Source organism: Pseudomonas sp. JZ114 (genome assembly GCF_051027705.1).
GTDB classification, from domain to species: Bacteria; Pseudomonadota; Gammaproteobacteria; order Pseudomonadales; family Pseudomonadaceae; genus Chryseomonas; species Chryseomonas luteola.
Window position 1 is genome coordinate 384,596 of the sequence record NZ_CP069256.1, and the last position, 25,003, is coordinate 409,598.

Annotated in this window: 18 protein-coding genes; 7 read left to right on the plus strand and 11 right to left on the minus strand. The window is 58.9% G+C overall.

The annotated features are described in order from the left end of the window. Positions 1-4 precede the first annotated feature (4 nt). The 3 genes from JQR90_RS01870 to gcvH all read left to right on the plus strand — a co-directional run bounded on the left by JQR90_RS01870 (position 5) and on the right by gcvH (position 3,321). The gene (locus JQR90_RS01870; protein WP_239382218.1) at positions 5-1,615 is read left to right on the plus strand and encodes an ABC transporter permease; all 1,611 of its coding nucleotides are present in this window, start codon (positions 5-7) and stop codon (positions 1,613-1,615) included. Between the two features lie 122 nt (positions 1,616-1,737). Further along, entirely contained in the window at positions 1,738-2,820 is a 1,083-nt protein-coding gene (gene gcvT / locus JQR90_RS01875; protein ID WP_074821585.1) for a glycine cleavage system aminomethyltransferase GcvT, read from the plus strand. Positions 2,821-2,940: 120 nt separating this feature from the next. After that, complete coding sequence (gene gcvH, locus JQR90_RS01880) at positions 2,941-3,321, plus strand: glycine cleavage system protein GcvH (RefSeq protein WP_150348185.1); 381 nt, start codon at positions 2,941-2,943, stop codon at positions 3,319-3,321. A gap of 63 nt (positions 3,322-3,384) precedes the next feature. On the opposite strand, the gene JQR90_RS01885 is transcribed toward gcvH, so the two are convergent. The 4 genes from JQR90_RS01885 to JQR90_RS01900 all read right to left on the minus strand — a co-directional run bounded on the left by JQR90_RS01885 (position 3,385) and on the right by JQR90_RS01900 (position 12,064). After that, a complete protein-coding gene (locus JQR90_RS01885; RefSeq protein WP_010796716.1) occupies positions 3,385-3,699 on the minus strand; it encodes a DUF2388 domain-containing protein in 315 nt (104 codons plus the stop codon). Between the two features lie 123 nt (positions 3,700-3,822). After that, positions 3,823-8,535 carry a PAS domain S-box protein gene (locus tag JQR90_RS01890; RefSeq protein ID WP_434140343.1) on the minus strand — a complete coding sequence of 1,571 codons (4,713 nt, stop codon included), beginning with the start codon at positions 8,533-8,535 and terminating at the stop codon, positions 3,823-3,825. A gap of 118 nt (positions 8,536-8,653) precedes the next feature. Further along, a complete protein-coding gene (locus tag JQR90_RS01895; protein WP_434140345.1) occupies positions 8,654-10,435 on the minus strand; it encodes a GspE/PulE family protein in 1,782 nt (593 codons plus the stop codon). A gap of 276 nt (positions 10,436-10,711) precedes the next feature. Then, positions 10,712-12,064 (minus strand): inorganic triphosphatase, encoded by a 1,353-nt coding sequence (locus JQR90_RS01900; RefSeq protein WP_434140346.1) that lies wholly within the window; start codon positions 12,062-12,064, stop codon positions 10,712-10,714. A gap of 243 nt (positions 12,065-12,307) precedes the next feature. Here JQR90_RS01900 and argE point away from each other — a divergent pair, with 243 nt between their 5' ends. Together argE and argA are read left to right on the plus strand one after the other, a co-directional pair. After that, positions 12,308-13,468 carry an acetylornithine deacetylase gene (argE, locus tag JQR90_RS01905; protein ID WP_434140347.1) on the plus strand — a complete coding sequence of 387 codons (1,161 nt, stop codon included), beginning with the start codon at positions 12,308-12,310 and terminating at the stop codon, positions 13,466-13,468. Between the two features lie 75 nt (positions 13,469-13,543). Continuing rightward, a complete protein-coding gene (gene argA / locus JQR90_RS01910) occupies positions 13,544-14,845 on the plus strand; it encodes an amino-acid N-acetyltransferase (RefSeq protein WP_434140348.1) in 1,302 nt (433 codons plus the stop codon). A gap of 37 nt (positions 14,846-14,882) precedes the next feature. Here the strand turns inward: argA and gshA are convergent, their stop codons facing one another. From gshA to JQR90_RS01925, 3 genes are all read right to left on the minus strand, one after another. Continuing rightward, on the minus strand, positions 14,883-16,466 hold the full coding sequence (gene gshA, locus JQR90_RS01915; protein WP_434140350.1) for a glutamate--cysteine ligase: 1,584 nt from the start codon (positions 16,464-16,466) through the stop codon (positions 14,883-14,885). Positions 16,467-16,648: 182 nt separating this feature from the next. Beyond that, positions 16,649-17,032, minus strand: a complete 384-nt coding sequence (locus tag JQR90_RS01920; protein WP_074821619.1) for a PaaI family thioesterase — start codon at positions 17,030-17,032, stop codon at positions 16,649-16,651. 1 nt (position 17,033) lies between these two features. After that, complete coding sequence (locus tag JQR90_RS01925) at positions 17,034-19,361, minus strand: Tex family protein (protein WP_434140351.1); 2,328 nt, start codon at positions 19,359-19,361, stop codon at positions 17,034-17,036. A gap of 227 nt (positions 19,362-19,588) precedes the next feature. Here JQR90_RS01925 and ompR point away from each other — a divergent pair, with 227 nt between their 5' ends. Continuing rightward, positions 19,589-20,320, plus strand: coding sequence for an osmolarity response regulator transcription factor OmpR (gene ompR / locus JQR90_RS01930; RefSeq protein WP_010796726.1), 732 nt, complete (start codon positions 19,589-19,591; stop codon positions 20,318-20,320). Positions 20,321-20,343: 23 nt separating this feature from the next. On the opposite strand, the gene JQR90_RS01935 is transcribed toward ompR, so the two are convergent. Next, a complete protein-coding gene (locus tag JQR90_RS01935; protein ID WP_219854971.1) occupies positions 20,344-21,207 on the minus strand; it encodes an undecaprenyl-diphosphate phosphatase in 864 nt (287 codons plus the stop codon). Between the two features lie 201 nt (positions 21,208-21,408). Between JQR90_RS01935 and JQR90_RS01940 the strand changes: the two genes are divergently transcribed. Then, a complete protein-coding gene (locus JQR90_RS01940) occupies positions 21,409-22,722 on the plus strand; it encodes an ATP-binding protein (RefSeq protein WP_074821627.1) in 1,314 nt (437 codons plus the stop codon). A 7-nt stretch (positions 22,723-22,729) separates the two neighbouring features. Here JQR90_RS01940 and JQR90_RS01945 read toward each other — a convergent pair whose 3' ends face one another. From JQR90_RS01945 to JQR90_RS01955, 3 genes are read right to left on the minus strand one after another with little or no spacing between them, the layout of a single operon-like run. Then, a complete protein-coding gene (locus JQR90_RS01945) occupies positions 22,730-23,644 on the minus strand; it encodes a S66 peptidase family protein (RefSeq protein WP_434140352.1) in 915 nt (304 codons plus the stop codon). 3 nt (positions 23,645-23,647) lie between these two features. Further along, the gene (gene rimK / locus JQR90_RS01950; protein ID WP_010796730.1) at positions 23,648-24,553 is read right to left on the minus strand and encodes a 30S ribosomal protein S6--L-glutamate ligase; all 906 of its coding nucleotides are present in this window, start codon (positions 24,551-24,553) and stop codon (positions 23,648-23,650) included. Continuing rightward, the gene (locus tag JQR90_RS01955) at positions 24,550-24,966 is read right to left on the minus strand and encodes an ATP-dependent zinc protease family protein (RefSeq protein ID WP_230382241.1); all 417 of its coding nucleotides are present in this window, start codon (positions 24,964-24,966) and stop codon (positions 24,550-24,552) included. The genes rimK and JQR90_RS01955 overlap by 4 nt, the downstream gene beginning before the upstream one ends. Positions 24,967-25,003 lie beyond the last annotated feature (37 nt).

Consider the following 25,003-nt stretch of genomic DNA (forward strand, 5'->3'; position numbering starts at 1 on the left):
CCCCGTGTCTCATTTCGCTGCTCGCCGCTGGTATGTCATTGCTTTCATGGCAGCAGGTCTGGTGCTCATGCCACTGTGCGTGCTCCTGCTTAGCTGGCAGCACATCGATACCGAGATCTGGTCGCACCTGTGGAGCACGCAGCTGCCCCGCCTGCTAGGCAATACCGTGATGCTTCTGATTGGCGTTGGGGTGGGCGTCACACTGTTGGGGGTAAGCCTGGCTTGGCTGACTAGCCTTTGCGAGTTTCCAGGCCGGCGTTGGCTGGATTGGGCCCTAATGTTGCCCTTTGCGATCCCGGCCTATGTATTGGCGTTTGTGTTCGTAGGGCTGCTGGATTTTTCCGGTCCCGTACAGAGCTTTCTGCGCGAGCTGTTTCACATGCGCCTGCGGTTTCCACCAGTGCGATCAACGGGCGGTGTCATCGTCGTCCTGGTGCTGGTGTTCTATCCCTACGTGTATCTTTTGGCCCGCAGCGCCTTTCTGGCGCAGGGCAGAGGGCTTACAGAGGCAGCCCGCACACTGGGGCTTTCGCCCTGGCAGGCCTTCTGGCGGATAGCCTTACCGATGGCCTGGCCGGCCATCGGTGCTGGCCTGGCATTGGCCATCATGGAGACGCTGGCCGATTTTGGTGCCGTTTCGGTATTCAATTTCGACACGTTCACCACGGCAATCTACAAGACGTGGTATGGCTTTTTCAGCCTCTCCAGCGCGGCCCAGCTGGCCAGTCTGCTCCTGCTTGGGGTCGGTGTGGTGCTGCTGGGAGAGCGCAGGCTGCGTGGCGTAGCCCGGCCCGCCAATGAACGGGCTCGTAGCGGCGCGCTGTATCGGCTGACAGGCTGGAAGGCAATCCTTGCCACGGGCTGGTGCAGCCTTGTTTTTGCCTGCGCCTTTGCCGTTCCGGTCGTGCAGCTAGTCGTCTGGTTCTGGCAGCGTGGCCGTTTCGATCTGGATGAGCGCTATGTCGGTTTGATCCTGCATAGCCTGGGGCTGGGGCTGATTGCCGCGCTGCTGGCCGTAGGCGTAGGGTTGCTGCTGGTGTTTGCTCGTCGTCAGGCGCCGCGCCGCACGGTTCGCTCCGCTATCGGGCTCGCCAACCTGGGCTATGCACTGCCGGGCTCGGTACTGGCGGTGGCTATCATGCTAGCCTTCAGTCTGCTGGACCGTGAGCTGATCGTGCCGATGTCTCAATGGCTGGGCGGTGCGGGCAAGCCGCTTCTGCTGGGAAGTCTGGGTGCGCTGCTGCTGGCTTATCTGATCCGCTTTCTGGCAGTCGCTTACGGGCCGCTGGAATCCGCCCTGGCGCGTATCCGCCGGTCCCTGCCGGAGGCTTCCCGGAGTCTGGGTATCGGCGGACTGGGGCTGTTCATTCGCGTGTATCTTCCATTGCTGACGCCAGGAGCGCTGTCGGCTGCCTTGTTGGTCTTCGTGGATGTACTCAAGGAGATGCCCGCCACGCTGCTGATGCGCCCGTTCGGCTGGGACACACTGGCTGTACGGATCTTCGAGATGACCAGTGAAGGCGAATGGGCGCGTGCGGCGCTGCCGGCTCTGACGCTGGTCCTGGTAGGGTTGTTGCCGGTCATTGGACTGATTCGTCGTTCGGCACGGCACTGATCGCGTCTGCCGCGGTCTGTGTCTGCCATCAAGACAGACGGGAGAAATTCAAACGCCCGCTTGTCATCTCGAACGACTACAATGCCGGCCGCTGCAGCCAGCCGGACAACAAGGAGATCCCCATGGGACAGCGCACCCCGCTTTACGACTTGCATGTGGCCCTGGGCGCCAAGCTTGTGGATTTCGGTGGCTGGGATATGCCGCTGCACTATGGATCGCAAGTCGAAGAGCATCATCAGGTGCGGCGTGACTGTGGTGTGTTCGATGTCTCTCATATGACCATTGTCGATATCGACGGTGCGCAGGCTGAAAGCTATCTCTCCCGCCTGCTGGTCGGTGACGTGGCGCGTCTTTCCGCGCCGGGCAAGGCGCTGTACTCCATCATGCTCAACGCCCATGGCGGCGTGGTGGACGATCTGATCCTGTATCGCCTCGAACAGGGCTATCGACTGGTTACCAATGCTTCGACCCGCGAAAAGGTGCTCATTTGGCTGGACGTGCAGTCCGAGGGGTACGCCGTTACCCTCACGCCCCGCCCGGAGCTGGCTATCCTGGCCATTCAGGGTCCAGAGGCCCGCGAGAAGGTTGCGGATGTAGTCTCGCCGGAGCGCGCCGAGCTGATTCGCTCACTCAAGCCGTTCCAGGCCATGCCGGAGGGACAATGGTTCATTGCCCGGACCGGCTATACCGGCGAGGATGGACTGGAGATCATCCTGCCTGCGGATGAAGTCGTCAGCTTTATGAATGAGCTAGTAGGGGCCGGAATCGGGCCGGTGGGGTTGGGGGCGCGCGATACGTTACGCCTGGAAGCCGGTTTGAACTTGTATGGTCATGAGATGGATGAGCATGTCTCTCCTCTGGCCTCCAATCTGGACTGGACCATTGCCTGGGCACCGGAAGGACGTGATTTCATTGGCCGCAAGGCCCTTGAGGAAGAGCGTGATGCCGGACCCCGCTCACGGCTGGTGGGCCTGGTGCTGGAGGAGCGAGGTGTATTGCGCGCGCATCAGGTGGTACGTATCGCCGGTTGTGGCGAAGGCGAGATCACCAGCGGCAGCTATGCGCCTACCCTGGGAAAGTCCATTGCGCTGGCCCGAGTACCGGTAGAGACAGGAGACCGGGCTGAGGTCGAGATTCGTGGGAAATGGCTGCCGGTGCGTGTGGTCAAGCCGTGTTTTGTACGTTTTGGCAAGACACTTATTTGAGCACGTTGACAGGTAATCGGCTATTTTGCGCTTTTTTCACGTCAGGCGTGGCGAGCAGACCATTCGACACGCTACGCTTGGGCTATAACGATTAGCCGATTGCCTTACAAGGAGCCGAACATGAGCACGATTCCCGCTGAACTTCGCTATGCATCCAGTCACGAGTGGGCCCGCCAGGAAAGCGATGGCACTATCACGGTCGGCATTACTGACCATGCGCAGGAGGCGTTGGGTGATGTGGTGTTCATCGAGCTGCCTGAAGTGGGCAAAACATTGGCGGCTGGTCAGGAAGCAGGCGTTGTGGAATCGGTAAAGGCAGCATCGGATATCTATGCACCGGTTTCCGGTGAGGTCATCGCTGTAAACGAGGCGCTGGCTGATGCGCCTGAGCAAGTTAACACCGACGCCTACACGGCGTGGTTCTTCAAGCTCAAGCCCAGCGATACGGCTGAGCTGGACAAGCTGATGGATGCCGACGCCTATAGCGCCGCTAACGACTGATCCCATTCAAAGAAAAAGCCCCGCCGGGCGATTCCGGCGGGGCTTTTTCATGGCCGCATGGTTTTACTGCTGGGCCGTCAGGATCTTGGTCGCCAGGTCGATATCGCTGGCAGAGCTTCCTGGCGTTGCGTTGCGCATTTCGCGCAGGGCGGCTTCCAGGTAAGGACCGCGAATTTCACCATTGCTCGCGAGGAAGGCGCTGGCGTCGTCCTGGGTTGCAATGACCATCTTGTGGTCGTCACGGCTGCTCAGGTAGGTCGAGCCGGTTGTCGCTCCCGAGGTGGCGACATGACGCCAGAATTTGGCATCGGCCATAGCAGATCCGGCAGCAAACGGCAGCAGTACAAGGGGAACCAATGCAAACTTCTTGAGGCGCATAGCAACATCTCCTTCTAAAGGTTCCCTTTAGATAAGGCGCGGGCCAAACGAGTTCCTTTGAAGGCAAAGTGCCTTCAAAGGACGTGAGCCGCTTGGCTTTCGAGCGGGTACTTGGTTCTAGCTTTAGGGCGCCTGAATCATTTCGTGGATCTTGCTGGCCAATGCATCGATATCGAAGGGCTTGGTCAGCATGTCCATATCCTTCCCTAGGAATTGGCTACGGATCTCGGCATTCTTGGCATAACCGGTAATGAACAGGACTTTCAGATTCGGTCGGTGCTTGCGCGCCACCTCTGCCAGCTGGCGGCCATTCATGCCGGGCAGCCCCACATCACTTACCAGGAGATCGATTCGCTGGTCGCTCTGGAGGAGAGGAATGGCCTGTTCGGCATCGCCGGCCTCGAAGGCGGTGTAGCCAAGCTCGGACAGCACTTCGAGTACGATCATGCGTACCGCCGCCTCGTCCTCGACCACCAGTACCGTCTGGCCCTCCTGGGCGCGGGGCATTCCATGGGGTGTTTCGGTCACGAGAGTTTCCATTACAGGGTCGAGGTGGCGCGGCAACAACAAGGTGATGGCTGTTCCTCGTCCCACTTCACTATCGATCCGTACGTTTCCGCCGGATTGCTTGATAAAACCGTAGATCATCGCCAGACCAAGCCCAGTACCTTGTCCGGAGGGCTTGGTGGTAAAGAACGGCTCGAATGCCTTGGTCATGACTTCGGGTGTCATGCCTTGGCCGGTATCTTTGACCTGGATACGAATGTAATCGCCCGGTTCGATGGTTTCACGTCGTGCCGTTTCGGCGTCCAGGGTAACATTTGAGGTCTCGATGCTCAGGTCACCGCCATCCGGCATAGCATCGCGCGCGTTGATGACCAGATTGAGCAAGGCATTTTCAAGCTGGTGGGCATCGCTGAATGCCATCCACAGCTCAGTGTCCAGGTGTGTTCGGATTTTGATCTGCTCGCCTACGGTGCGGACGAACAGATCACACAGGGAATCGATAAGCTCGTTCAGATTGACCGGCTTCGTATCCAGGGTTTGACGGCGGGCAAATGCCAGCAACCGATGGGTCAACGCTGAGGCTCGGTCGGCTGAAGCTGTAGCGGCATTGATGTAGCGATCCAGATCATCGGTACGGCCACTGATGACACGCATGCGGATAAGATCGAGCGCTCCGACGATTCCGGTCAGCATATTATTGAAATCGTGCGCGATCCCACCGGTAAGCTGGCCGATGGCTTCCATCTTCTGAGACTGGCGCAAGGCCTCTTCCGCACGTTCACGCTCATAGATTTCCGTAATGAGTCGTGTATGGCTTTCGCCCAGCTCTTGCGTACGCTCGGCAATCTTGGCTTCCAGGGCATCGGTTGCTAGACGTGCCTCGGTAATGTCAACATTACAGCCGATGTAACCCAGGAACCCGCCTTTGTCGTCGAAGCGGGGGACGGCCTCGCAGCGTAACCAGCGAACCTCACCTTGGATGTCTCGCATCCGTATTTCACTGCGGTAGAGTTGACGCGCTTCGAAGGCCTGCTGGTACTCGGCAACGCAGTGTTCGCGGTCTTCCTCGAAAATCATGCGTGTCCATCCACCGTCCCGGGCACTTTCATAAGAAAGGCCATACTCGCGTTCGTAGCGGCTGTTGACGAAGAGGGTGTTACCTTCGGCATCCACGGCCCAGATCAGGGCCGGTGCGTTGTCCGCCATCAGCCGGAAGCGCGCCTCGCTCTGCCGGAGCGCCTGTTCAGAGTGGGCCCGCTCGATAGCCGCCCAGACGCGATCGGCGATATCGCGCAAAAAGCTGACTTCCTCATTGGACCAGGAGCGTACCTGGTTATCGCAGATGAACAGATAGGCTGCAAAGCGGCCATGCTCGATCAGAGGGACGCTGACAAAGGCCCTAACATCGTTGGGCTCATACAAGGCTTGATAGTCCCGGGTGCGCGGATCCTGCTCGACATCCTGAACCACAACAGCCTCGCCCCGTTGCAGTTCGTCAAGGTAGGTGCCGTAGTCACTAATATGGAACGTGCCGGTCAGGCTAGTTGTACTATGGCTCCAGTCATGGGTAACAACGGCTGTTTCACCGTCAGGCTCGACTTGGGCATAACCAACCCGTGAAACATTCAGGATGTGCGCGAGGGTGCGGGAGACAATACCGCCGATATCATCGGTGTCGCTTGCTTCACGCAGGGCGTCACCCAGCTCGATCAGCGCCGTTTGTCGCTCGGCGGCAGCGGTGCGCTCCTGAATCTGGCGAGTGAGCTCGCGATTGATGGCGTTGAGCGCATCGGCATTCCGGCGCTCTTTGCTGATGTCTCGCGCAATACCAATGATGCGGCGGGTGCCATCCGGGTCGGTCACACGGCGGCCTCTCACGCTTAGCCAGACCGGTTCGGTGCTGCTATGGGCGCGTACGCGAAATTCCAATTGTGCTTCGCTATCGCTATCGCCAGCGGTAGCCGTCCTGAACATAGCCTGGACGCTCTCGCTGTCCTCCGGGTGCAGAATGTTGATGAGCAGATCGGTCACGCTGCGGGAGGCGCTGGCTGGAATACCGGTCATCTCGGTGATTCGGTTGTCCCAGGTGATCACATCGCGGTCGATATCGTAATCCCAGACGCCCAGCGCCGCGACATCGACGGCAAGGCTGATCCGTTGTTCAGCCAGCCGCAGGTCTTCTGCAGCACGGGTACGCTCGACAACTACACGGATGCGTTCAGCCACTTCGCGAACCAGCGCAATATCTTCGGCCGACCAGCTGTGCGGGGTGCTGGCATGGACATACAGCACGCCCTTGAGCTGGCCCTTGTCATGCTGGGGAACCAGCATCATGGCGCGAATGGCCCATTGTTCGAGATTTTCCCGCTGGGCATGAGTACGTGGATCGGTAGCCGTATCGTCTACCACGATAATCGCACCGCTAATCAGGTCGGCATTCAGGTCCGCGCTGAAGTCACTGAGCGAAAAGCTGCCGATTTCTGGAGTAACACTATTATCGTTCCAGCTGCTCTCGGCATTAAGCGCGCCAAAGCGGTCGAGCAGCGCATAGCCGATACGCTGTACGCCCAGTACGTTGCCAAGACTTTGGCCCAGGGCGTCGGCCACGTCGGTAGGCGTCAGGGTGCCGTGCAGGCGGTCCCCCAGTTCAAGCAGGAAGCGCTGGCGGTCGTGGGTACGAATCCGCTCGCTGATATCCATGAACGTGCAGATGGCGCCCTGTAGCTCGCCGTCACGCCAGATGGGCTCGGAGCGGTATTCGACGGGGAAGCGGCTACCGTCCTGGCGGAAAAACCAATCCTGCTCGATATGGTGGGGCGTGCCGGTGTTGGCTGTTTGGAAAATCGGGCATTCGGTTTCTGGGAGCGGCGTCCCGTCTGCACGGCTGTGGTGGATGATGCCGTGCAGGGCTCGCCCGAGAACCTGGCTGCGGTCAGCAAAGCCCAACATGCGCAAGAACGCCTCATTGCACAGGGTGGTCCTGCCCTGCTGATCTACAGAGTAGAACCCTTCGCTGATCGAGTCGATCAAGAGGCGTGTGAAGGCTTCGCTTTCAAGGCGCGCCGCTTCTGCCCGCTTGCGGTCATCAATGTCCAGCGCCACACCCACCCAGCGCTCGATTTCGCCGGCTGCGTTGAACGCCGGGGTGACGCGCGCTTCAAACCAGCGGTATTGGCCGTCTGCGGCACGGAAGGGCGCCTCGATCTTGGCGGCTGTACGGCGAAGGATGGTGTCACGCCAGGTGCTTTTGACGCGCTGGATATGATCCGGATGGACCGCTCGCATCCAGCTGTCTGGATTCATGTCGTCCGGGTCAAGGCCGGTATAGGTGTACCAATAGCGGTTGGTGTATTCCATGAAACCGTGGCGGTCACCAAACCAGACGATCTGTGGGCTGACATCCATTAAAGCCCGGTAGCGGGCTTCGTTTTGCTCCGCTGTCCGCTGTTGCAGGCGTTCAGCTGTAAGGTCTTGCAGGGTCAGAAGGAATCCGTTGGTCTCGTCCCGCTCGGTCTGCAAGGCGTGGAGACTGTAGCTGGCCTGCAGGATGTGCTTGTCCTTGCGCAGGTAAAGCCCTTCGCCCTGATGACGCCCTTGCTGCCGAGCGTAGGTCAACAAGGTCTGGGTAAGCTGGCGGGCTTGGTCTTCGGCCGTGAAGAGCAGTTCCAGCGACTGTCCGCTCAATTCATGCTCATCCCAACCCAGGGCCGATTCGGCGCCAGGGTTGCAGGCCAGTATGCGCCCCTGGTTATCCAGAATCAGCAGTGCCTGACCCGGCTGGTTATGCATCAGCTGACGGTTCATCGACTCGCTGCGTTCGTACGCAGCCTTCACCAGGCGCAGATCCAGGAGCTGCATGACCTGCCGGCCAAGTGCCTCAAGGGATTGCGTCTGGGCTGCAGTCAGAACGCGAGGCTGCCAGTCCAGCACACACAGCGTTCCAAGAGGTATGCCGGCAGATGAAACCAGCGGAACGCCGGCATAGAAGCGCAGACCGTCTGCGGTCTTGACGAGCGGATTGCTGGCGAAGCGATCATCCCCACGTAGATCGGGAATCACCACCGGGCCTGGGTGCTCAATGGTCTTGGCGCAAATGGAGAGATGCAAAGGCATCTCCCGCACGCCAAAGCCTTTTTCAGCCAGAAACCATTCCCGATTCTCGGCAATCAGGTTGATGACAGCGATGGGCGCATGGCAGATCTGCGAGGCCAGCTGGACGATATCGTCAAAGGCGGGCTCGGAGGGGGCGTCGAGGATGTCGTAACGGTCAAGCTCCGCGAGTCGCTCGCGTTCGCTCCAGCCTGTTGGCAGTACGGGGGCATTACTCAACACAGGCTCCGCATGATTCATCATCGTCCATAAAACCCATATACAACATCAGGGAATTTCCATTCTGCGTCACTTCATTATGCAGTGATACCCTTTTTTGGCGAAGTTCATAGATCATTCATCGCTCGCTTTGTGGTGTAACGCGGAGGACTTCTTCCATAGTAGTCAAACCTGCCGCAATTTTTTGCGCACCGGAAAGACGAAGGCTTCGCATGCCCTCTTTGAAGGCCTGTCGACGCAGCGCCGTGATATCGGTATCCGGTGAAATCAACTGTCGGGTCGCATCCGAAAGCACCATGATTTCGTACACGCCAGCCCGGCCTCGATAGCCCGTATCACGGCATTCAGAGCAGCCTACGGGCTGCATGGCACCGGTGGGAAGCGGCGCGCTCCAGGGGCGGGTAAGCTCCTGCCAGTCCTGCTCGTTGAGCTCGATCGGCGCTTTGCAATGGGGGCAGAGCGTCCGCACCAGACGCTGCGCCATGACGCCCAACACCGTTGCCCGAATCAGATAATAGGGCACACCGAGCTCGATCAGGCGGCTGATGGAGCTGGGTGCATCGTTGGTGTGCAGGGTGGAGAGCACCAGGTGGCCGGTGAGGGCTGCCTGGATGGCCATCTCTGCCGTCTCCAAGTCGCGGATCTCACCGATCATGATGATATCGGGGTCCTGGCGCATTAGAGCACGCACACCGCTGGCGAAATTCACATCGATATTGTGTTGCACCTGCATCTGATTGAACGAGTCCTCGACCATTTCGATCGGGTCTTCGATGGTGCACACGTTGACTTCCGGCGTCGCCAGCTGCTTGAGCGTGGTGTACAGCGTCGTGGTCTTGCCTGAGCCGGTCGGACCGGTTACCAGGATAATGCCGTTGGGCTGGCCGGTCATGGCGGACCAGCGGCGCAGGTCATCGGCCGAAAAGCCCAGCTGGTCAAAACTCTTGAGCAACACATCAGGGTCGAAGATACGCATCACCAGCTTTTCGCCAAAGGCGGTCGGCATGGTGGAAAGGCGTAGTTCCACTTCTTTGTCGCCGGGCATACGCGTCTTGACGCGACCGTCCTGCGGCTTGCGCTTCTCGGCCACATTCATGCGGCCCAGGTTCTTGATGCGGCTGATAACTGCCAGGGTTACCTGCGCTGGAAACTGGTAAACGCTATGGAGCACGCCGTCGATACGAAAGCGAACGGTACCCTGGTCACGGCGCGGCTCTACGTGAATATCACTGGCGCGCTGTTGGAAGGCGTACTGGAATAGCCAGTCCACGATGTTGACGATATGGGCATCGTTGGCGTCCGGTTCCTGATCGCTGGCGCCGAGGTTGACCAGCTGTTCGAAGTTGCCGACGTTGATGCCGCGCTGCTCGACTGCCGAGGCGCCGCTGACCGATTTGGCCAGGCGAAAGAATTCCTGTGTGTAGCGTTGAATGTCGACAGGGTTGGCCACTACACGCTTGATGGGTCGCTTGAGCACATGGGTGAGGTTGCTTTCCCAGCTGCTGACAAACGGCTGGGCGCTGGCAATGGTCACCTCATCGGGAGCAACGGCCACCGCCAGGATCTTGTTGCGCTGGGCAAAAGCATAGGACATCAGTGGTGTGATCGAGGCCACGTCGATCTTCAACGGATCGATTCGGAAGTAGGGCTGGCCAGAAAACTCTGCCAGCCACTGAGTCAGGGTTTCCAGGTCCAGTTTCTTCCCGGAACGCTTCAAATCCTCTACGTTCTGGGCGGCCAGAAATTCGAGCGGGTGCTGCTGGGGATTATTAGCGCCGCGGCGAATGGTCAGACATTGCTCGGCGGCCTGCTGGTCGATCCGACCTTGTGTAACCAATTCACGCAGGACGTCGGAGAGCTCCAGCCAACGGTCCTGAGCGGGGGATGCGATAGCGGACATGCAGGTCTCCTCGTCTGTAATGTACTGCTTTAACCTTCGATCGGGGCGCCTGGCCGTACGGATAACGGCAGACAGCAGTTTCGTTTGATCGTCAGGCTTGCGCTCGGCCGCTTATACACAGCTGAGCCTTTAGACTATAGGAAGTTCGGTGCGTCCGACGATACGTCAATGAGCGCCAGATAGGCGCCCAGAGGATGGCTGATCATTATATGAACAGCGCCGTCGCGGTGAAATCATGGCGCACCGCCATTAGGGCCGGTACGCCATGCTGTCTGATTAGCGGGGCAGGGCTTTCCAGGCTGGCAGTGAAATAAGCGTTCGTGCCTGGTTGGCTACTGCGTCGTGTTGCTCATGGGCGATCAGCGCTGGCAGCTTGGCAAGCTCGCCATAGAGACGATCCGTTTCGGGCAGGTCAAGCACCGGACGGGCGAGGCGTAGCCAGACCAGCATACGCTCGACGCGTGGCAACTGCTCTGCTACCAGCTCGGGCTGGTTCATGCCGCGCTGAAGAGGAATGGCATCAGCCTCTTCGCTCAAGGTTCGGGGCAACCACTTGCCCAACGACAGCTGGCCTAGCTTGTTGCCTCGGTCATTACGGGCTTCTGTCCAGCGACGATCATGCAGCCAGCGGGCCGCCACCAACGAGAAGTGGCCCCAGCGCGGCTTTGCCAACTCGTTGGCAAAGCGCTCTGGTGCCTGCTGACGTGCTTCTTCATCTTCTTGGCCAATGGTTGCAAACGTTTTCCAATCTGCCAGCAGCGCGTCCAGTGCCTGGCGCAGGTCACGGCTGGACGTACGGGGAACTGCTTGGCCCAGACTGCTCAGCAGCGCCCGCAGGTCGACGAGTTGATGTACCCACTCTACAAGCAGACGCCAGTGGCCATTCCAGCGATATTGTTCTGCCAGACGCTGGCTGCTGCCGAGCAGGTGCCAGGCAATGGCCGCGAATGCGTCATCCAAGGTGCTTTCCGCCGTCAGGGTAGGGGGCGTCAGATGCAGGGTGTAGCTGGCTGCATCGTGCAGGCGATAGCCGCGTTCGGCCTTGCTGATGTCGCAAGGCATTAGCGGCAGGTCAGCCGCCAGCTGTTCAGCCAGCTCAAGAAGGTCGGCCGGCTCGCCCTCGCGCAGCTCAAGCTCCAGCTCGCAGATGGCTTCCTGATGCTCGCCAGCCAGGACCGCACCCTGGTCCAGCGCTGCCTCGACTACCGCACGGCTCTTGCCGCGTTCCCATGCGATATCGGCATAGTCGCGAGTGAAATCGGTTGTGAAGATCGGCTTGAGCTGGTGCTTGTCCAGATCAGCCAAAGCCGCTGGCCAACATTCAGGGCCCAGCAGGCTGGTGTCCAGGTCTGGACCGCTCAGGTTCCACTCCCACTCGTTGCGCTCGGACAGGCCTGCCATGCTCTGGCCGCGGCTCTTGAGGGTCTGGATGTACTGGTCACCATCGCGACGGACCCGCAGCGCCACTCGGGCATGGGCCAGCTCACGGGTGTCGGTGTCGTAGTATTGGTTGTACAGCTCGCGGCGCTTCCAGCCTTCCTTGTTGCGTTTTTTCAGCACAGGGTGCTCACGCAGGGCAGCGAGGGTTTCGGGAGTCGCGCGTAATTTGATTTCGGTTTCTTTGGCCATGGCAAAAAGGTCTGGTGCCTGAAAGATCTGTGAAGTGAAGCGTTCGACCGGCGCCTTGGCGCAGCGGTATAGCTAGGCCGGCAAGGCTCGCTGGGCTATGAGTCGACTGATTGGGTATCAGTGTATCTAACCCTGCGGCCCATGACAGGAGATTCGCATGGCGCTGGCGTCATCTTTTCGAGGAGCGGCGTTGACCCAGTCATTCAGCACTCTAAGATGGGAGCTAGCCGAAGGAGTACGCCCATGCCCATCCCCGCGCTCAAACAGCAATTCAAGGCCCTGTTGGCCGAATCGTCCGTCAGTTGCACGCAACCACAGCTGGACCAGTCCAACGCGGGCGTCATTACGGAGTTGTCGAGCTGGTTGGGGGATCTGGGCTTTCGCTGTGAGACCCAGGAGATTCTGCCCGGCAAATACAACCTGATCGCGACCTATGGCAGCGGACCGGGTGGGCTGGTTCTATCCGGGCATACTGACACCGTGCCTTACGATGAGCCGCTCTGGGCCAGCGACCCGCTAACACTACGCGAGGCGGATGATCGCTGGTATGGGTTGGGTAGCTGCGACATGAAGGGCTTTTTCGCCTTGGTGATCGAGGCGGTTCGTACGCTGATCGACCAGCCGTTCCGTCATCCCCTGATCATCCTGGCGACCTGTGATGAAGAATGCTCCATGGACGGTGCCCGGGCGATCGCCGAGGCAGGCAGGCCATTGGGGCGTGCCGCGGTGATCGGCGAGCCGACCAGTCTCAGGCCCATCCGCATGCACAAAGGCATCATGATGGAGCGTATCGATATCCTGGGGCAGAGCGGCCATTCGTCTGACCCGAGCCTTGGGCGAAGCGCCATGGAGGCCATGCATGCCGTCATGGGCGAACTCATGGCGCTGCGGCAGCAGTGGCAGCATGAGCACCACAACCCTTTTTTCAACGTGCCGCAGCCGACCCTGAATCTGGGCTGTATCCACGGTGGTGACAATCCCAACCGGATCTGCGGGCAGTGTGCGTTGGAGTTTGACCTGCGTCCCCTGCCGGGCATGCAGGCGGACGAGCTGCGCAATCTGATCAAGGGGCGGCTGAGACCGATTGCAGAGCGCCATGCCGTCAAGATCGACTACCAACCCTTGTTTCCGGCGGTTCCACCCTTCGAGCAGTCAGCTACCAGCGAACTGGTCCGCATCGCCGAACAACTCACCGGCTGCGAGGCCCAGGCGGTAGCCTTTGGCACCGAAGCGCCGTATCTTCAACAGCTGGGGATCGAGACGTTGGTCATGGGGCCTGGAAATATTGCCTGCGCCCATCAGCCAGACGAACATCTGGAGCTTTCCCAGATCGAACCAACCGTAAAGGTGCTTCGTCAATTGATTCACCATTACTGCATAACGCTACCAATAGCCAAGGAGTGACCGTGTTGCTGCGACGACGATGAACGAGCCCTCACCGTTCACCTTTTACTTTTGCTGCACAAGGTTTTCTCTTTAATGCACGATTACGTTAATTGGCTTCGCCACGCGTCTCCCTACATTAATGCTCACCGTGACCGGACCTTTGTGGTCATGCTGCCTGGCGACGGGCTGGAGCATCCAAATTTCGGCAATATCGTCCACGACCTCGTGCTGCTGCACAGCCTGGGTGTGCGCCTGGTACTGGTGCATGGCTCGCGGCCACAGATCGAGACGCGACTGGCTGCGCGCGGAATTGCCCCACGCTTTCACCGTGACCTGCGCATCACCGACGCTGCGACGCTGGAGTGCGTGATCGATGCCGTGGGCAGTCTGCGCCTGTCCATCGAGGCCCGTCTGTCCATGGACATGGCTGCCTCCCCCATGCAGGGCGCGCGATTGCGGGTAGCCAGCGGCAACCTCGTCACCGCGCGACCCTACGGTATCCATGACGGTGTCGATTTTCACCATACCGGTGAGGTCCGCCGCATCGACCGCAAGGGCATCAGTCGTCTTCTGGATGAGCGCACTATTGTGCTGCTGTCACCGCTGGGGTATTCGCCCACCGGGGAGATTTTTAATATTGCCTGTGAAGACGTTGCGACCCGTGCCGCTGTCGATCTGGCCGCCGACAAGCTGGTGCTCTACAGTGCCGAGCAAGGTCTGCTGGATGCCGAAGGCAACCTGATCCGTGAGCTACGTCCTCAACAAGTGCCGCCGCATCTGGAGCGGCTTGGCAGTGGCAACTACCAGGCGGAGCTGCTGGATGCGGCCGCTCAGGCCTGCCGGGGTGGGGTGCGCCGCACGCATATCGTGAGCTACGCCGAGGATGGCGCACTGCTCAACGAGCTCTTTACCCGCAGCGGTAGCGGCACGCTGGTGGCGCAGGAGCAGTTCGAGTCCATTCGCGAGGCGGATATTGGCGATGTGGGCGGTCTGATCGAACTGATCCGTCCGCTGGAAGAACAGGGGATTCTGGTACGCCGCTCGCGGGAAGTGCTGGAGCGTGAGATCGACAAGTTCAGTATCGTCGAGCGGGAAGGGCTCATTATCGCCTGTGCCGCGCTGTATCCGATCGCTGATTCAAACGCAGGCGAGCTGGCCTGTCTGGCGGTCAATCCCGACTATCGACATGGTGGGCGGGGGGACGAGTTGCTGGAACGCATCGAGCAGAGGGCCCGCGCTCAGGGCATCAAGACCCTGTTCGTCCTGACGACCCGCACGGCTCACTGGTTTCGCGAGCGAGGCTTTGAGCCCAGCAGCGTCGATCGACTGCCCAGTGCTCGTGCATCGCTGTACAACTATCAGCGCAACTCAAAGATCTTTGAAAAAGCGCTATAGGTGATTCTGGCCGGATAGCCCGGCCAGAGCCCGAACGCTACACGCTCAGCGTGCCGAGGATGCTGGCTTGGTAGGCCGCTGCAAAAGTATCGAAGTCGCCTTGGTCGGCAGTCTCCAGTTCTTCTTGGTCCTTCAATGACTGTTCTGCCATCCGTTCGAAAAGGGCCTGCTGTTCGGGGCTTAGCTCCGCCTGGCGGAAGTAGTCAGCATGGACCTTGCTCTGCCGCAGAGAGAATTCGGCAAAGCTTTCGCCATGCTCGCGCATTTCAGCCAGGACTTGAGCCGAAGGCGTCAGGGCCGGGTTGATAAACTTGTGGCGCTGCTCTTCGACTGATGCATGGTAGGCGCTGCCACCGTAGGCGGTATCCAGCAGTTTGGCACAGCGATCAATGCAGCCCAGCAGCCGCTCGGCCCAGTCCAACATCGAAATCGGGGCGCCCTGGCGTTGTAGGAACAAGCCTGGCTTGCGGCCCTCCTTCACAACCTTGGTAAAGTTCTGCGTACATTCGCCACACTCGCCGTTCAGCGGCGGACTTTCCTCAAGTGCGCAGAACAGCAGGAACGCATCCAGGAAACGTGACTCCATCACGTCGATACCCAATGGCAGGAACGGGTTAATATCTAGGCACCGGACTTCGATGTACTGCACGCCCCGGGCAATCAGTGCCTGAACGGGGCGCTCGCCCGTACGGGTAACCCGCTTGGGCCGGATATTCGAGTAATACTCGTTTTCAATTTGCAGGATATTGGTGTTGAGCTGCACCCATTCACCATCGCGGTGAGTGCCGATTTCAGCGTAAGGCGGGTAGGGCGTCGCCACTGCCTTGCGCAGGCTCTCCGTGTAGCTCTGCAGGTCGTTGTAACACGGCGTCAGGCTGGCTTGCGCCTCGCTCTGATAGCCCAGGTCGCTCATGCGCAGACTGGTCGCGTACGGCAGGTACAGCGTGTCGGCATCAAAGGTCTCCAACTGATGCGGGCGGGCACGCATGAATCCGACATCCAGCGCAGGAGAGGCACCGAACAGGTACATCAGCATCCAGCTGTAACGGCGGAAGTTACGGATCAGCGCAATATAGCGGGAGGATTGGTAGTCACGATCGCTACGGGTATCGCCTTCGGCCTGGCGTAATAAGGGCCAGAGCGTTTCCGGCAGCGAAAAGTTGTAATGGATACCAGCGATGCACTGCATGGTCCGACCGTAGCGCACGGCCAGCCCGCGGCGGTAGACATGCTTGAGCTTGCCGATATGGGAATCGCCATAATGGGCAATCGGAATCTGCTCTTCCTCCGGTAGCGGACACGGCATCGACGGGCTCCACAGGAGCTCACCGTCAAGCTGTCGCGTAGCGAAGCGGTGAATGATGTCGAGCTGCTCAAGCACCTTGGCAGGGTCATGCGCCGTGGGAGTAATGAATTCAAGCAGGGCTTCGGAGTAGTCCGTCGTGATCTGAGGGTGAGTCAGAGCCGAGCCCAGGGCTGCCGGATGAGGTGTCTGAGCCAATTGGCCGTGCTCGTCCACACGCAGGGTTTCACGTTCGATGCCGTGCTGACACTCAGTCAACAGCGACAGATGGGCAGAATCGCCGAGCAGGGCCAGGCGGCGGGTCAAGATATCGCTCAAGATGTTTTCCTTCACTCGACAGTGGCCCCACTATGGGGATGAGTGAGCCGGTGTACAAGTCTGTCGAATAGACTTCAATAGGCCTACCGCGGTTGCATCCGAAAGTGGACGAAGTGCACCGCGGGTACGATCGCCGTTGTGGCAGGGTAAAAGCCCGGCGCAGAGCACGCCGGGCGAACGCATTACAGGCAGGCGAACGTTGCCTGGGCTTTAGCCACCAGTTTGTCGTTCTGATGCACTTCTGCTTCGATGACGTGCGTCTTGCGCCCGGGATGGATCACCTTGGCGCGGCAGACGATTTCACCGTCGCTGACGCCCCGAATGTAGTTGACCTTGCACTCCAGGGTCACGCTGCCCGGCTTGCCCTCGAACAGGCTGTGGCTCGCCTGCCCAAGCGCTGTATCGATCAGCGAGAACAACGCGCCACCATGCATCTTGCCGTGCAGATTGAGCAGCTTGTCCTGCATGCTCATCCGGACTTCGGATTCTCCCCGCTCGGCTTTGAGGATACGCATCCCCAGCAGCTGGCTGAACGCACTGTCATTACCTGCCACGGACTGGCTCATGTTACTTCCTCAATTGTTTAGCATTGGCAAACAGTGCTGCCATGGCACCGCTGGCAGCAGGCTTGCTTTCGTTATTGGATGCATTACGGTCACGTGATGGGTTGCTGCCAGGCTTACCGCTGCGGGGTTGCCCGCCACGTTGGCCTTCGACCTTTTCACCAGGCGTATCGCTCATGCGCATGGACAGACCCACACGGTTACGGGGAATGTCCACTTCCATGACCTTGACCTTGACGATATCGCCTGCCTTGACCACTTCGTACGGATCTTTGACAAACTTTTCGGACAGGGCGCTGATGTGGACCAAGCCATCCTGATGGACGCCAATATCGACGAACGCGCCAAAGTTGGTCACGTTGGTCACGACGCCTTCGAGAACCATGCCAGGCTTCAGATCCTTGAGGGATTCAACACCTTCCTGGAATTCCGCTGTCTTGAACTCGGGCCGCGGGTCGCGCCCTGGCTTGTCCAGCTCGCTCAGGATATCTGTCACGGTCGGCAGGCCGAAGGTTTCATCGGTAAACTTCTTCGGGTCCAGGCGCTTTAGGAAGCTGGAGTCTCCGATCAGGGATCGAATGTCTCGGCCGGTATCAGCGGCGATGCGCTCGACGACGGGGTAGGCTTCCGGGTGAACGCCAGAGGCATCCAGCGGATTGTTGCCGCTCATGACCCGCAAGAAGCCTGCTGCCTGCTCGAATGTCTTGTCTCCCAGGCGACTCACTTTCTTCAGCTCATTACGGGACTTAAAGGCGCCATTCAGGTCGCGGTAGGCCACGATATTCTGCGCCAGCGTTGCGTTCAGACCGGAGATACGGGCCAACAGCGCCGCCGAAGCCGTGTTCACGTCTACGCCCACGGCGTTTACGCAGTCTTCCACCACGGCATCCAGGCTACGAGCCAGCTTGAGTTGTGAGACATCATGCTGGTACTGGCCCACGCCAATGGACTTGGGCTCGATCTTGACCAGCTCAGCCAGCGGATCCTGCAAGCGGCGAGCGATAGATACAGCGCCACGCAAAGAAACATCCAAATCCGGAAATTCCTTGGCGGCGAGCTCGGAGGCCGAGTAAACCGAGGCGCCGGCTTCGCTGACCATGATCTTGGTCATCTTGAGGCCCGGGTATTTCTTGATCAGCTCACCCGCCAGTTTGTCGGTCTCGCGGCTAGCCGTGCCGTTGCCAATGGCAATCAGGTCGACGCCATGCTTGGCACACAGCTTCGCCAGCGTATCGATGGTCTGGTCCCACTGGTTTTTCGGGGCGTGCGGATACACGGTATCGGTGGCCAGCAGCTTGCCGGTTGAGTCGACCACGGCGACTTTCACGCCCGTCCGCAGTCCTGGGTCCAGACCCAGCGTGGCACGTGGGCCAGCAGGTGCTGCCAGTAACAGATCATGCAGGTTGCGTGCGAATACGCTGATGGCATCATCTTCAGCCTTTTCACGCAGCTCGCCCAGCAGATCGGTTTCCAGTGAGGTGTACAGCTTGACCTTCCAGGTCCAGCGTACGACTTCCGCCAGCCATTTGTCTGCTGCGCGATTCTGATTTTTCACCTCGAAATGCTCGGCAATCATTACCTCGCAAGGGTGCATGGTCCCAGGTGCTTCATCGCCTACCTTGAGCGAGGCACTCAGGATGCCTTCGTTACGGCCGCGGAAGATCGCAAGGGCTCGGTGGGACGGTACATTCCTGAAAAGCTCGTCATGTTCGAAATAGTCACTGAACTTGGCGCCTTCCTGCTCCTTCCCGGTCACCAGACGAGCTGAAAGTGTCGCCTCCTGCTTCAGGAATGCGCGCAGCTTTTCCAAAAGGTCGGCATCTTCGGCAAAACGCTCCATCAGAATATATTTGGCACCCTCCAGGGCCGCTTTTACATCGGCGACGCCTTTGTCCGCATCTATATAGCCAGCGGCTTCGGTCTCGGGAGAAAGCATTGGATCATTGAGCAGGGCATCCGCTAGCGGGCCAAGGCCAGCTTCCAAGGCAATCTGGCCTTTGGTACGACGCTTCTGCTTATAGGGCAGATAAAGATCTTCAAGACGGGTCTTGGTATCGGCCTGCTTGATCTCGCGGGCTAGCTCCGGCGTGAGTTTACCTTGCTCGTCGATGCTGGCCAGGATCGCCGTGCGACGCTCCTCCAGCTCGCGCAGGTAGCGCAGACGCTCTTCCAGATGACGCAGGTGCGTATCGTCAAGGCTGCCGGTGACTTCTTTTCTATAACGGGCGATGAAAGGAACCGTCGATCCCTCATCAAGCAGCGCCACGGCTGCGGCGACCTGTTGTGGGCGGACGCCGAGCTCTTCGGCGATGCGGGAGTTGATACTGTCCATGAAACCACCTGAAAACCAGAGAAGCGGGCCTGACCGGCAGGCTTGAAGCGCTGCATTATACCCGTCGGGTATCAACGCGCTGCGGCAATTTGCCAAGGATAAGTGTGTGCTTTCAACTTCTTATGCAGGCTAATCCCCCATTCTCAGGAAAAATCTGCTAACAATGGACTGTCCCTCTGCGGACGAGGCCTGCGCCATAATCCACTTCCCTATTTGAAGGAGTTGACATGAGCACCACCCCCGTTACGGAAGGTGAAAAGATTCTGGTCGTAGATGACGATGCTCGTCTGCGTCGCCTGCTCGAGCGTTTCCTGGCCGAGCAGGGCTACCGTGTGCGTACCGTGGAAAGCACCGAGCAGATGGACCGCCTGATGTCCCGTGAGCTTTTCCATCTGGTCGTGCTGGATCTGATGATGCCGGGCGAAGACGGTATGTCGGCCTGCGCCCGTCTGCGTGAGCAGAACAACCAGATCCCGATCATCATGCTGACGGCCAAGGGCGATGAGGGCAGTCGCATCCAGGGGCTTGAGCAGGGCGCCGATGACTATCTGGCCAAGCCTTTCAACCCTCGCGAACTTCTGGCTCGTATCAAGGCCGTTCTGCGCCGGCAAGCACCCCAGGTTCCGGGCGCACCGGGCAGCGAAGATGCCGTCGTAACCTTTGGTGATTATGAGCTTTCGCTGGCGACCCGCGAACTCAAACGCGGTGATGAAGTGCATATGCTGACCACCGGTGAATTTGCCGTGCTCAAGGCACTGGTCCAGCATGCGCGCGAGCCGCTGACCCGCGACAAGTTGATGAACCTGGCACGTGGCCGTGAGTGGGATGCGCTAGAACGGTCGATCGATGTACAGATTTCCCGTCTGCGCCGCATGATTGAGCCTGATCCCTCCAAGCCTCGCTATATCCAGACGGTTTGGGGTGTTGGCTACGTATTCGTGCCGGACGGCAACAAGTAACAGTCCGGCACACAAGGACGCCTTCAGGCGAACAAGCCGTTGTGAACACCTACCAACAGGAAGATGCCCAGCAGCGCTCGATAGACAATGAAGATCCAGGTCGAAAAGCGTTCCAGAAAGCGCATCAGACCCCAGATGGCAGCAAACGCCGAAAGGCTTGCCACCAGGATGCCTACCAGCAGAAGCGACCAGGCTTCTGCCGGGATGGACGCATGCCAGAGAACGACCAGTTCTTTCAAGCCAGCCAGGGCAATCGCGGGCAGGCCCAGCAGGAAAGAAAAGCGGGCTGCTTCTTCACGCTTTAAGTTGAGGAACATGGCGGCAGTCAATGTCGAGCCGGAGCGGGATACTCCTGGAATCAACGCGCCAATCTGGGCAATTCCAACAATCAGGGCGTCACGCAGGCGCATTTCACTCATGTCGCGCTTGTGCTTGCAGGTCAGCTCGGCAATGGCCAGCAACGCCGCCATGCCCAGACAGGCATAGCCAATGACATTCAAGCCCCGTAAAGGCGAGTCGCAGGCATTGAGCACAGGGGAAAGCGCAAGCCCGACCACACAGATAGGGATTGTCGCCAGAATGATTGCCATGGCCAGGACAAAGGCGCGACTGTTGTAGTCCTTATGACGAATTGCATTGACGCTGCCGGTGGTAACGGAGCTGACGTCACGCCAGAAATAACTGATGACAGCTGCCAGAGCTGCCATCTGCATTGCAGCGGAAAAGGCGGAACCAGGATCTTGCCAACCTAACAGGGCTGGAACGACACGCATGTGAGCAGTAGAGGAAATTGGCAGGAGCTCGGTGATACCCTGCACAACACCTAGGAAAATAACCTGGGCGTAACTAAGGGAAGCAAAGCCAATGTCCAAGCCGGTATGGCACATATCGGACACGAAATATCTCCAGTGTGGGAGGTCTTTGAAAAGAGTCGGGCAAATGTATCAAAGTGTTTCTTAGCGAAACGAGGCTGTGAGGCATTTAAAAAGCCGTTTTGTTCAGTCACTCAACAAAATCGATGCCTTTTCTATGAAGCAAGTCTTTATAGGGTGGCAATATGCTCGGAGCGTCAATGACGTGTGGTTACTATGAAAACGCCTGCCTGGTTCCCTCAAAGCTTCTTCGCACGCTCGCTCTGGCTGGTTCTGATTGCCGTACTGTTTTCCAAGGCGCTGACGCTGGTTTACCTGCTGCTCAACGAAGATGTATTGGTTGATCGCCAATACAGTCATGGCGCTGCACTGACGTTGCGGGCCTACTGGGCCGCTGATCCGGATGACCGTCCCGCTGTCGCTCAGGCATCCGGGCTGCACTATGAATCGCCGGAAACGGTGCCAGCGGGTGAGTATCATTGGCCTTACAGTGAAATTTTCGACCGCCAGATGCAGCAGGAGCTGGGGCCGGATACTCAAGTCAGGGTTCGTGTACAGCAGGGGCCTGCACTTTGGGTGCTGGCGCCATCGCTGGGGCCTGATTGGATCAAGATACCGCTGTACGCTCACCCCCTGCGAGGCCAGCGAATCTGGAGTGTGCTGGGTTGGTTCTTCGGGATTGGCCTGTTTTCTACTGCCGTGGCCTGGGTGTTTGTCGGCCAGCTGAACCGACCACTCAAACGGCTCGTCTATGCCGCCCGCGAGCTGGGTAAAGGGCATAGCGTACGCTTGCCGGAAAGTGATGCGCCAAGCGAGATCATGGAGGTCTATCATGCCTTCAATCAGATGGCTCACGATGTCGAGCAGGCTGGACGCGAGCGTGAGCTGATGCTGGCCGGCGTGTCCCACGACCTGCGCACGCCGCTTACCCGTCTACGCCTCTCAGTCGAATTGCTGCCTGAAATGGACGAGATGACTGAGGACATGGTCCGCGATATCGAGGATATGAACCTGATTCTCGATCAGTTCCTGGCATTTATACGTGATGGACGCGATGAGCCTTTAGAAGAAACGAACCTGAATGACCTGATTCAGGAAACCGTGGCGCCTTACAACCAGAATGAGGAGCGGGTCCGTCTCTCCCAAACCGATGTGCCGCCCGTGGCTTTGCGGCGTGTGTCGATCAAGCGGATGCTGACCAACCTCCTGGAAAATGCGTTCAAGCATGGAGGCGGCGCCGTGGAGGTCAGGGCTCACGTAGGTGGAGATTCGACAGCGCCCTATGTTGTGCTGAGCGTTCTGGACCAGGGACCGGGCATTGATCCCAGTGAGATAGAGGAAATTTTCAATCCCTTCATTCGCGGCAACCGGGCGCGTACCGGCTCTGGTACCGGGCTGGGGCTGGCCATCGTCAGGCGTATTGCCGCCCAACATGGTGGCAGCGTAGAGCTGCGTAATCGTGAAGGTGGCGGAGTCGAGGCACGCGTCCTGTTGCCACTAGGTCTGCTGCTGCCTCGTACCGCCAGCTGATCTGACGCTACCAGTGGAGTCCGTCATGATCGAGGCGGGCTTCCTGACCATATGGCCAGGCCTGGTTATCCGGGCCGTGTCCACTAGGCAGACCCGAGAACAACGGAACACCATAAGGCTCTAGCCATTCAGCAATAATCTCTTGAAGGCTGTGTGCCACACCCTTGCGTGGGCAATCCGTAAAGGTGCCCAGGCATACGGCGCCAAGCCTGGCGCTATCGATACTGTTCAATAGCTGCCACAGGCTACGCTCGATGCGATAGTACGGCTCACCTACATCCTCCAGGATCAGAATGGCGTCGTCAGGCGCATACAGTCCATAGCCGGTGCCCTCGGTACTGGCCAGTGCCGTCAGGTTGCCGCCAATCAGCGGTCCTTGTATGGACTTGAGCGAGTGATTGACCGATTGGGCTGGCAGATGCCCTCCGGCCGTTCTCAGCAGCCGATCGAGACTGCGAAACGAGTCCTCATGACGCAGCTGTTCTTCACCGTCATATCGTTTGGCCAACGCCGTAGCCACTGGACCATGTACCGCAGGCAGACTTTGCCGATGAAAGGCACTGAGCATGATCGAGATATCGGAGAAACCAATCAGCGGTTTAGGGCCAGCCCGCCTGATGCGCTCCCAATCAAGGTACGGTAAAAGCTGAGCGCATCCATAACCGCCCCGCAGACACCAGACTGCCTTGATCTCTGGATTCTCAAAGGCCGCATAAATATCGGCCAGGCGCTGGTCTACTGTGCCTGCGAGGTAGCGATGACGCGCTTGTACGTGCTTGCCTGCAACATACGGAACCCCCATTTCGCTCAGCCGAGCATAGGTGGTTTCCAGCGCATCGTTGGCAATCGCCGCCGCTGGTGCGATTAGCGCCACCTTGCCTCCAAAGCTGGAGGCATCAAGAAGAGACGTGCTGCCTGTCATCCCTTAGCCTTTGCCTTTGGTACGTGTCAGGTTGGGGCCACTGTTCTTTTCCAGATACTGGATGATCATGCCCGCAATGTCCTGGTTGGTCGTTTGCTCGATGCCTTCCAGGCCCGGTGAAGAGTTCACCTCCATGACCAGCGGACCATGATTGGAGCGAAGAATATCGACACCGGCCACATTCAGCCCCAGCACCTTGGCGGCTCTAATGGCGGCCATACGCTCTTCAGGCGTAATTTTCACCAGGCTTGCCGTTCCGCCGCGATGCAGGTTGGAGCGAAACTCACCGGGCTTGGCCTGGCGTTTCATGGCGGCAATCACCTTGTCACCCACCACAAAGCAGCGAATATCCGCACCGCCTGCCTCGCGGATGTACTCCTGCACCATGATGTTCTGCTTGAGTCCCATGAAGGCTTCCAGTACCGACTCGGCAGCCTTTTCGGTTTCACACAGCACCACGCCGATTCCCTGAGTACCCTCCAGCAGCTTGATGACCAGCGGAGCACCACCCACCATGCGGATAAGGTCCGGTACATCATCTGGAGAGTGCGCAAACCCTGTCACCGGCAGGCCAACACCCTTGCGTGACATCAACTGCAGGGAGCGCAGCTTGTCTCGGGCTCGGCTGATGGCGACGGACTCATTGAGCGGAAAGACGCCCATCATTTCGAACTGCCGCAGCACTGCGCAGCCATAAAACGTTACCGATGCCCCAATTCGCGGAATCACGGCATCGAAGTCTTCGAGCGGCTTGCCTCTATAGTGAATCTGCGGTTTGTGGCTTGCGATATTCATATACGCGCGCAACGTATCGATCACGACCATCTGATGACCACGTTGCTCCCCGGCTTCCACCAGGCGACGAGTGGAATACAGGCGAGGATTACGCGACAGCACAGCGATTTTCATGCAGCACCCGGAGCGGGAGAGAGGGATAGGATGGGTTTGTCTTGCGCATAGCTGACGGCCGGATTCACGATCAGGCCACCCTCGACCAAGGCTTTCGAGCCTAGAAGCATGCGGTAACGCATGCTCTTGCGGCAGGCCAGGGTAAATTCCACTGGCCAGGATCGATTACCCAGGGCGAGATTGGTTCGAATCACATAGCGGTTCTGAGCATGGCCATTGGAGCTTCGTATGGTCTTCTTGGCTACCAACGGCGCTTCGCAATGCCGGTGCCGGGACTGCACCAGTGTGCCCAGATGGACCGTAAAACGCACCCAGCGTTCACCGTTACGCTCAAAAGGAACAACTTCCGTTGCATGCAGGGCTGAAGTGCTCGCACCTGTGTCGATCTTGGCCCTCAGGCCGATTACGCCCAGGTCCGGCAGGGCGACCCATTCACGTAGGCCGATAATG

Coding starts and splice junctions, on each gene's coding strand:
- JQR90_RS01945 (WP_434140352.1), bottom strand. CDS start 23,644: ATGACAGGCAGCACGTCTCTTCTTGATGCCTCCAGCTTTGGAGGCAAG.
- JQR90_RS01895 (WP_434140345.1), bottom strand. CDS start 10,435: ATGTCCGCTATCGCATCCCCCGCTCAGGACCGTTGGCTGGAGCTCTCC.
- JQR90_RS01940 (WP_074821627.1), top strand. CDS start 21,409: ATGAAAACGCCTGCCTGGTTCCCTCAAAGCTTCTTCGCACGCTCGCTC.
- JQR90_RS01925 (WP_434140351.1), bottom strand. CDS start 19,361: ATGGACAGTATCAACTCCCGCATCGCCGAAGAGCTCGGCGTCCGCCCA.
- argA (WP_434140348.1), top strand. CDS start 13,544: ATGCACGATTACGTTAATTGGCTTCGCCACGCGTCTCCCTACATTAAT.
- gcvT (WP_074821585.1), top strand. CDS start 1,738: ATGGGACAGCGCACCCCGCTTTACGACTTGCATGTGGCCCTGGGCGCC.
- ompR (WP_010796726.1), top strand. CDS start 19,589: ATGAGCACCACCCCCGTTACGGAAGGTGAAAAGATTCTGGTCGTAGAT.
- JQR90_RS01900 (WP_434140346.1), bottom strand. CDS start 12,064: ATGGCCAAAGAAACCGAAATCAAATTACGCGCGACTCCCGAAACCCTC.
- JQR90_RS01885 (WP_010796716.1), bottom strand. CDS start 3,699: ATGCGCCTCAAGAAGTTTGCATTGGTTCCCCTTGTACTGCTGCCGTTT.
- JQR90_RS01935 (WP_219854971.1), bottom strand. CDS start 21,207: ATGTGCCATACCGGCTTGGACATTGGCTTTGCTTCCCTTAGTTACGCC.
- rimK (WP_010796730.1), bottom strand. CDS start 24,553: ATGAAAATCGCTGTGCTGTCGCGTAATCCTCGCCTGTATTCCACTCGT.
- argE (WP_434140347.1), top strand. CDS start 12,308: ATGCCCATCCCCGCGCTCAAACAGCAATTCAAGGCCCTGTTGGCCGAA.
- gcvH (WP_150348185.1), top strand. CDS start 2,941: ATGAGCACGATTCCCGCTGAACTTCGCTATGCATCCAGTCACGAGTGG.
- JQR90_RS01920 (WP_074821619.1), bottom strand. CDS start 17,032: ATGAGCCAGTCCGTGGCAGGTAATGACAGTGCGTTCAGCCAGCTGCTG.